Genomic DNA, 3996 nt, shown 5'->3' with positions numbered 1-3996 from the left:
AAGACGGGAAGTTTCGGCCCCTACGGATGCCCGGAAAACCTTAGCGTACGATTTTTTCCGAATTCTGCGAGCCCCCCTTGCAGAGGTGCGCCGGCGCGGAAGGAAAAGGGAGCGCCGACGGCTATGTTGTTATAAGTTGGCCTCAATGCGGCCAGCTTAGCGCTCACTTGGCGAGGAGGGCGGTGCGACTGGCAGGTCGACCGGCTTACGGCCGGGGAGCAGGAGCAGGATGGCCAGGATTACCAGGCCAACGAAGGGGATGAACCACAGCAGAAGCATCCAAGGGGAGACGCCGGCGTCTTTCAGACGCTGAATGGCATTGCCGGCGATGACCAGAAGCGCGAGGAGGATCAGAAGTCTGCCGAGCAACCCGAAGGGGCTCAAAGCGACCAAAACTGATACCAGGAATACGTCGGCAAGCAGGCAGAGCCAGAAGAAAGTCCGACCCTGTCGGTTCCTGAACTTGAAGGCGCCGGTGAAATGCCGGCAGTAGTGGGAGAGAAGATTCACGCGGGCTCCTTTGGACATGTCGAGCCGCTGCTCTGCAGCTCGGACACTCATCCTATCTCAGAGTCCGCATGCTCCCCCGGCAAAACACAGGATGTAACGCCAGGCACCATCTACCAGGGTTTCTGCCACCTCCTTTGGGATGAGCAGATGCCCTAGCATGATGAGGCTGAAGAACAGAGTGAATTTCAAGAACAGTTGGCGTAGGTACACCTGGTCGACCTCGACGTGCTGAGACGTGGGAGTATACCTTCCCGATCGCGCTCACCCAGTAAGTCGACCTCGATCTTTGAGCTACCTGTGATCCGCCGGCCGATCAGCTTCGCGCCATGCGGCGATAGTCGCCAGCATGCTCTCAACCATACCCAGAAGGAGCAGGCTCTGGTTCCATGAGTGCCCCTGGATGAGGTTCTCTAACCAGAAATTGATGGCGGCCAGGCCCGGGGCTCCAACATCGATTTCGCCGAGCGTCTGATGCAGGCACTCAGCCAGGCCTGGCGTGTCTACCGGCGATCCCCGGGGTATGGCCAAGAGGTTCAGCCAGACATCATCGTCCAGGGCGAAGACGCGAAACGATCCGTGATACGGTCCACCGACCAGCTCAGCACAGCAGCGTTCATCACCACCCCCACCGAGCAGGTTCAGCGAATCACAGAGCGCATCCTCGCTTTCCGGAAAAAGCACCAAACCCTTTCGCTCCATGCTGCGCTCCAGCAAGGATTCCAGTCGATCCGCGGTCGCGCCATTGATGGCCAGGCTTCCGTTCAGAAAAGGCGGCCATTTCCCTGGCTCCAGAGCAGAGCCGAACAGTTCTTGAGGCGGGAAGGGCAGGCCCCGGACCACCGACCTAAACCAGAGCAGGTCTTCTATGTCGTAGAGCCCTGCAGGTTCACGGTCACCGGTCATCATCACGGTGCGAAATGCCTCACGGAGCATCTCAGTTGCTACGGGTTTCTTGGTCACGGAAACCATCCATCCCGTCTGGTATTTGACTTTGAGCTCCTCATGAGGTGGTTGCACGGATTATAGATTGACACAAAAGGTTAAAGTTTGACACAAGCAATTATAGTTTGACACGACGCGCAAACCCCCGTATTTACGGGGGTTTTCCGTTTATGGGCCAAGCCGTTTGTCCGGATCAGCCGCTTCACTTGTCAGCGGGAGTAGTGTTGGAATTCCATCGACGGGCCGCTTAGTAGGTCGGTTTTTTCCTATGACTATTTTTGCGAGTGAGGTGAAGCGGTCCGGTTGGGCTGAGGAGGTGGGGTTGCGCGGTCGTAGGTTTTCATCGAAGCAGGACATTGAACGGCACATCGCAAATGGATTTGGAGCAGGCGCCGGAGTCGGCTACATGCCTTGGTTACGCGTACAGGACGTGCCCTCCACAGGTCGCTCCTGGAAGATCCAAGGCGTCAAAATCGAGCGCATGCATGGAAGTGGGTGCAAGCCAGTGGCCCGCCTGATCGACAAGTTGTGCTGTTCGACTACACCACCAGCCGTGCGCAGGAAGTACCATTGCGTCTGCTGCAAGGCTATCGCGGCTATGTGATGACCGACGATTATGCGGGTTACAACGCTTTGGCGTTGCAGCCCGGTATCGAGCGACTGGCATGCATGGTTCACGCGCGCCGCAAGTTCGTCGAAGCACAAAAGGTGCAGCCCAAGGGTAAGACCGGACGAGCCGATGTGGCGCTGACGATGATCAATAAGCTGTATGACATCGAGCGCGACCTCAAGGAGGTCAGCGACGAACTGCGGTTCATCGGTCGCCAGGAAAGAAGCTTACCGATCCTCGGTCAGCTGAAAAGCTGGCTGGACAAGACGTACGCCCAGGTGACGCCGCAAAGCGTATTATACAGCTTGGTCGAGACCGCCAAGGTCAACGGCCAGGAGCCCTATACGTGGCTACGCCACGTACTTGAGCGCCTGCCGTATGCGTCGTCGGTCTCAGACTACGAAGCATTGCTGCCATGGAACTGCTCGCCAGAGATACCACGGTAAGCTGAGGCCCTATCTTTTAGAAGGTGGGGTTCATGGATCGCACTCGATGAAACGACGGATCAGCCAGGCACGGGGCCATGCCGAGATAAGGGGAAAATTCACTCACATCTCTCCTACCTGATTGATTTATCAGGCCTTTTCCATGATGGGGATTTTTATGGAAGCATGACGAGATAACGGAGAAATTAAGACATTCAAACCATAAATGTTTGATTTCTAGGCTTTGTGTTGCTCTCACATGCTTGCGCATGTTCGCCCACCCCCAATTAATCTCAAGATATCCTTCTCCCCAGTGATGGTTCGAGGCGGCCTTCGCGACATCTTCCATTTTCGGTCTCGAATGTGGGCTCGATGGCAGCTGTAAACTTTCTCTCCTCGGAGGTGAGGATCATGCGGCACGTTGCAATGCAGCCAACGGAAACGACTTCAGACGTTACCTGTGACGCTTGTTGCCAAAGCACAAGTATTGAGGGCTATGGCCAGCAGTTTGGCGTTCTTCAAGCGTGTTGGGGCTATGGTTCCAAGCATGATGGTGAGCGTTATGAGGTTCACCTCTGCGAGCCCTGCTTTTTCCGAACGCTGGCCATGCTACGTCGGGAGCGAATGGTTAACACCATGTTTGATGATGATCTTGACACCAATCAGGATGAGTTCGGTTTGGTGCGCAAGGATGATTTTTGGGCCGAAGGTTGAGTATGCCGGCCAAAGACCGGTTCGTAGCATCTCATTCACGACGATGCGACCCTGACAAATCCAGTCCGTCGGCGGCGTTGCTCAGTTGACGCCCGCCCAAGTTAAGGCGTGTCTGCTTCTGGCCCCGGTAACGGTTCATGGCTATCCGCACCGCCGTTGGCAAGCGGTGAATGCTCAATCAGCTTCAGTTGCAAGAGAGCTTCGGACAAACGCTCCTGTAAGGTCTGCGCTTTTTGTGCCTGAACCTCGGCCCTTTCACCAAGCCGGGCTACTTCGGCCTGCAAAGTGTTACTGCGTTGTTCCAAGGCATCATTCGTACGCTCCATTCCGGTCAGCGAGCGCTGAGCGACCTCTAAGGCCTGAGCCTTCTGGGTGAGAAGCTGCTGCTGCGCATGTTGATCCTTCTGTAACTGCCGCGCCTCGGCGAGCAGCCGTGCATTGTCGCGGTTGAGCTGGGTCAGCTCATCCTGTTTGACGATCAGGGTCTGCTGTAACTGCCGCAGCTCCAGTTGCAGCTGTTGCACCTGAGACTCGTGCCGGCGCTGCTCCTGCTCACGCTGCTCCTTGGCAGCCTGGCGATAGTGCTCCAGGGCATCACGGGCGTGCTGATGTTTTTCCTCCAGCGAGCGAATCTGTCCATCGCGGTCCTTTAGGGATGCTCCGATCAACTTGTCGTGCAGCCGCGGCAAGTTGCAATTTTCCAGGCACCTACAGCGTTATTGGACGAAAAGTGACCGAAAAATCATGTACGGAGAGCTTTTTCGACCGGTTCTCCGTGTTAAACGCGAACCTCAC

3 protein-coding genes and 2 pseudogenes are annotated in these 3996 nt (G+C 56.2%); 2 read left to right on the top strand and 3 right to left on the bottom strand.

What is annotated here, in order from left to right; genetic code table 11:
* Window positions 1-156: 156 nt before the first annotated feature.
* The gene (locus ACGLHT_RS29835; protein WP_135192946.1) at window positions 157-510 is read right to left on the bottom strand and encodes a DUF805 domain-containing protein; all 354 of its coding nucleotides are present in this window, start codon (window positions 508-510) and stop codon (window positions 157-159) included.
* 291 nt (window positions 511-801) lie between these two features.
* Window positions 802-1470 (bottom strand): hypothetical protein, encoded by a 669-nt coding sequence (locus tag ACGLHT_RS29830; RefSeq protein WP_223271193.1) that lies wholly within the window; start codon window positions 1468-1470, stop codon window positions 802-804.
* A gap of 429 nt (window positions 1471-1899) precedes the next feature.
* On the opposite strand from ACGLHT_RS29830, the pseudogene ACGLHT_RS29825 reads away from it, so the two are divergent.
* Both ACGLHT_RS29825 and ACGLHT_RS29820 read left to right on the top strand, forming a co-directional pair.
* Window positions 1900-2508: pseudogene (locus ACGLHT_RS29825) on the top strand (transposase); the annotation flags it as partial.
* Window positions 2509-2898: 390 nt separating this feature from the next.
* Window positions 2899-3201: a hypothetical protein gene (locus tag ACGLHT_RS29820; protein WP_174824670.1), complete on the top strand. Its 303-nt coding sequence runs from the start codon at window positions 2899-2901 to the stop codon at window positions 3199-3201.
* A gap of 101 nt (window positions 3202-3302) precedes the next feature.
* On the opposite strand, the pseudogene ACGLHT_RS29815 reads toward ACGLHT_RS29820, so the two are convergent.
* A pseudogene (locus ACGLHT_RS29815) lies at window positions 3303-3854 on the bottom strand (cointegrate resolution protein T); the annotation flags it as partial.
* Window positions 3855-3996 lie beyond the last annotated feature (142 nt).

It is taken from the genome of Pseudomonas sp. PsB (assembly GCF_043658375.1).
GTDB lineage: Bacteria > Pseudomonadota > Gammaproteobacteria > Pseudomonadales > Pseudomonadaceae > Aquipseudomonas > Aquipseudomonas putida_Z.
Note: the sequence above shows the minus strand (reverse complement) of the source record. Positions and strands in the feature narration are given on the sequence as shown.